This is a genomic window from Caballeronia calidae (assembly GCF_900044055.2).
Lineage (GTDB): Bacteria > Pseudomonadota > Gammaproteobacteria > Burkholderiales > Burkholderiaceae > Caballeronia > Caballeronia calidae.
In genome coordinates this window covers 1-3,800 of sequence record NZ_FCOX02000190.1, presented here as the reverse complement: position 1 = coordinate 3,800, position 3,800 = coordinate 1, and the positions used below count along the sequence as shown (strand labels likewise).

The following is a 3,800-nucleotide window of genomic DNA, read 5'->3' as shown; positions in this document are numbered from 1 at the left end:
GCGCGCTTCGTGCAGGGCCGTGTTTCTTTCGACGTCCAGGCGGTACAGCACCGTGATCCAGAGCGCGCAAAGCAGCAGAACGGTCATGGCTGGCACAACGGTCGGCGGGCCCCATTGCATGACCAGCCGACGCGTATCTCGAATAAGGCCCCACATAGCGACGTACGGGTTGGTGGAGTGACATTGCGATTATCGGTGATGCGATTGGATCGCCATTCATCAAACAACCCCTGGTTTGGCGCTCAGTTCGCACGATTGTGCGCAACGGATGCATGTGACTGTGGAATTACAGCGATGTCGGTTGTGACGATGCCGATAACAGAGTGGTACCGACCTATCTCATGCTCGCCATGTCTGGCGATGTTCGCGCAGAAGTTCAGGAACTCGTTCTTGCCGAACGGGAGACAAACGCCCTTGTCGAAGCTCAAATAACCCGAGCCGTAACACGCAGCACGGGCGAGACGGTTCCCACGCCAGTCCACGACCGCAGAACAGCCCGGCCTATACTTGGGACGTACATGCCTTTCTCACGCTCGAACATCATCGCGCCATCGTCACCATTCGCAGTCCGACGGATACCGGCGAGCGACAGATGCAGTTCGAACACTTCGAACTGCTGGGCAAGCAAGACCTGCTCATGCTGATCCGCGTCATCACGCCCGAGGGGAGCGTGCGCGAGCTCGCCACCGGCCTGCTCGACGACACCGCCTGGTCAGCCGTCGACTTCACCGCCCTCTGCCAGCGCTGGCGCATTGAGGAGGCTTTTAAACGACTCAAGCATCGTCTGCATTTACAAGTCGTCTCGGAGCTCCTGGATCGCGCATGTGTAGGATCTGAGCGTTAAGGTTCTTAGCGAGCCGCACTGCTGAGCTTGACCGCGCGTGCTATGTGCGACGGACGGATCGACACGGATGCGCCGGCCGTCATTCACACGCCGGACGACAAGCCGTTGAAGATTGACCGCACGCGTGCCTTCCCACCTGCGCGCGTCATGAACGGCAGTGAATGAATGTGACGGATCGTTTGTCATGCAGACGAAGTCGTCGCAACCCGGCGATGATCAGGACGCGCTTCATCCACGTCGTAACGCGTAGGTCGGCTACGCAGAACACATCCGAGCGGCGATGGATGGGCGCGCCATACTTGGAATGGCTCGGGATGGCTCGGGATGGCCGGTGGGTCATACGCGGCGCCGAACACACGGGAGCTAGTCGCAAAGATTAGCCGGATCTGGGCGGCAGCTTCGTCCGGTCGCTCGGGCTGCGCAGGCGGACGAGGTGAGATCGCTTGCGCAGTGCGTTGCCCAACGTGCGGTGTCGAGGCGCAATAGGCGCAGCGTTATCGACGACACGCGTCTTCGACGCCGCGCATCGAATTCTTCTGCGACAAGGAGGCGTGGCGGCCGCGCATGCCATGCGATCCGCCCGCCCGGTTGTGCCAATATACGGTACCGGGCAGGAATCGACCTGGCGAGATGTGCAGCACGTCTCGCCTGCGTTCGGTCGGCGACATTAGCTTGAGTTCAGTCGCCAGAAAAGGCCCGAATCGCTGCGAGCTTCGTTGCTTCTTTTCCGTCAGGCATCGGCCGGATGCGCGATCGTCGCCGCTAATCCGGCGTCGATGCGTGCCGCGTGGACCTCGGCTTCTGCCTTGGACATCAGTTGGCCTTCCCACTTCGCGACCACTGCGCTTGCGATCGAGTTGCCCACTGCGTTCGTGGCCGAGCGACCCATGTCGAGGAACATGTCGACGCCGAGAATGAGCAGCAGGCCGGCCTCTGGAATCCCGAACTGATGCAGGGTCGCGGCGATCACGACGAGCGATGCCCGCGGCACGCCGGCCATCCCCTTGGAGGTGAACATCAGCGTCAGCAGCATGGTAATTTGTGTGCCGAGCGACAGGTGGATGTTGTACGCCTGTGCAATGAACAGCGCCGCGAACGTGCAGTACATCATCGAGCCGTCGAGGTTGAACGAGTAACCCATCGGCATCACGAAGCTGGAGATTTTGCGTCTGACGCCGAACCGGTCCAGCGCGTCGAGGATCTTCGGATACGCAGCCTCGGAACTGGCGGTCGCGAACGACAGCATGAACGCTTCCTTGATCAGCGCCAGGAGCTTGAAGATGCGTGGTCCGAGGAACAGCAGCCCGACACTGACGAGTACCGCCCAGAGGAGAAACAGGCTGAGGTAGAACTCACCCATGAAGACTGCGAACTTCGCCAGGATCGAGAGCCCGTTGACCGCGACGGTTGCGGCCATGGCGGCCAGCACCGCCAGTGGCGCGAGCTTCATCACGTAGCCGGTAATTTTGAGCATCACATGCGACAACTGATCGATCGCGGTCACGAGGATCTTGCCGCGCTCGCCGAGCGCGGCCAACGCGACGCCAAAGAACATCGAAAACACGACGATCTGCAGGATCTCGTTGTTGGACATCGCCTCGGCAAACGACCTGGGCACCATGTGGCCGACGAAATCTTTGAGCGTGAACTTGGACGTTGCGAGGTTGGCTGAGGCGCCAATATCGGGCAGCGGCAAGCCGAGATTTTCGCCCGGCTTGAATAGGTTCGCCATAAGCAGCCCCAGCAGCAGTGAGATCACCGATGCGGTGACGAACCAGCCGAGCGCTTTCGCAAAGACGCGACCCACCGAGGTTGCGTCACCCATCTGAGCGATACCGACGACCAGTGTGGAGAAGACGAGAGGCCCGATCACCATCTTGATTAGCCGTAGGAACACGTCCGATACGAGCGAGATGTAGCCGGCGATATCGGCGGTGGCCTTCTTGTCCGGCAAGCTGGTGAAGACGACATAGCCGATAGCGATTCCTATCAGCATCGCGATGAGGATGCAGAAGGCGGCGCTATTCTTTTTTTGCATCATAACGCCGGCGCGGCCAGGTTGTGGCTGAAGCCGCCGAATGGAACGTTGCATGGGCAAACCTCGATCCGGCATCAACCGGAAAAAATGGGACAAAAAACCCGTATGGCCAGCTGTGGGATCAAAGCTGTCGGCCAGGCCAGCACACGGGCAACTCCGGTGTAGTGCAACTGCCTAGGCGCATCCGCGGACATGCGCCCCGCGCATTCTGAGCTTGAATAGCCTGAGTACGAATTTTGAATTATGAAAACTTATTCCCGTCCGCGCTTCGGTCCAGGGCAATGGCGCGAATGAGCGTTCATGATTAAAAGTCAGGGAAGATTGTAAGCAACGCGTGAAGATCGTTTGCTGCGGATTTTCTGCGGGTGAACGATGCGGGGCGTGCTTAGCCTCTGAAGAGGCGTTTGGTAGTCTGGACGATCCGCGCGGGCACAGTCCTGTGCATGGCCTGAGTGAAATTCTGGCGAGCGCGTTGTGCGCGATCCTGTGCGGAGCAGACAACGGGGTTGCCGTTCAGGTTTGGGGCGAAGAGAAGCTTGACTGGCTCTCGCCGCCACACCCCGCAACTCAACGGCATCCCATCGCACGATACCTTCGACCGGGCGTTCGCCGCGCTTGATTCGAAGCAGTTCGAAGCATGCTTTGTCGGCTGGATGAGTGGTCTGATTCCCAGTCTGGTTGATCAGATTGTCGCTATCGATGGCAAGACGGTGCCCGGCTCACATCAGCAGGATAAACGCGCGATTCATCAGGTCTCGGCATATGGTGCCGGTCTGGGGCTGGTGCTGGGGCAAGGTCCGCACGGCCGACAAGAGCAACGAAATCGCCGCGATACCGGAGCTGATTGATTCCCTGCTGCTTAAAGGCGCGATCGTGACCATTGACGCGATGGGATGTCAGCGTGCGATCGCCCGCAAG

Annotated in this window: 4 protein-coding genes; 3 read left to right on the top strand and 1 reads right to left on the bottom strand. The window is 59.8% G+C overall.

Annotated features, from left to right (window positions below; genetic code table 11):
• Positions 1-592: 592 nt before the first annotated feature.
• Complete coding sequence (locus tag AWB78_RS41730; protein ID WP_062613057.1) at positions 593-844, top strand: hypothetical protein; 252 nt, start codon at positions 593-595, stop codon at positions 842-844.
• Positions 845-1,574: 730 nt separating this feature from the next.
• On the opposite strand, the gene AWB78_RS41725 is transcribed toward AWB78_RS41730, so the two are convergent.
• Positions 1,575-2,882, bottom strand: coding sequence for a dicarboxylate/amino acid:cation symporter (locus tag AWB78_RS41725; RefSeq protein WP_062613059.1), 1,308 nt, complete (start codon positions 2,880-2,882; stop codon positions 1,575-1,577).
• A gap of 334 nt (positions 2,883-3,216) precedes the next feature.
• On the opposite strand from AWB78_RS41725, the gene AWB78_RS49650 reads away from it, so the two are divergent.
• Positions 3,217-3,501, top strand: a complete 285-nt coding sequence (locus AWB78_RS49650) for a transposase family protein (protein ID WP_074173722.1) — start codon at positions 3,217-3,219, stop codon at positions 3,499-3,501.
• On the top strand, positions 3,419-3,730 hold the full coding sequence (locus tag AWB78_RS44825) for an ISAs1 family transposase (protein WP_074173721.1): 312 nt from the start codon (positions 3,419-3,421) through the stop codon (positions 3,728-3,730). The genes AWB78_RS49650 and AWB78_RS44825 overlap by 83 nt, the downstream gene beginning before the upstream one ends.
• Positions 3,731-3,800: the final 70 nt, after the last annotated feature.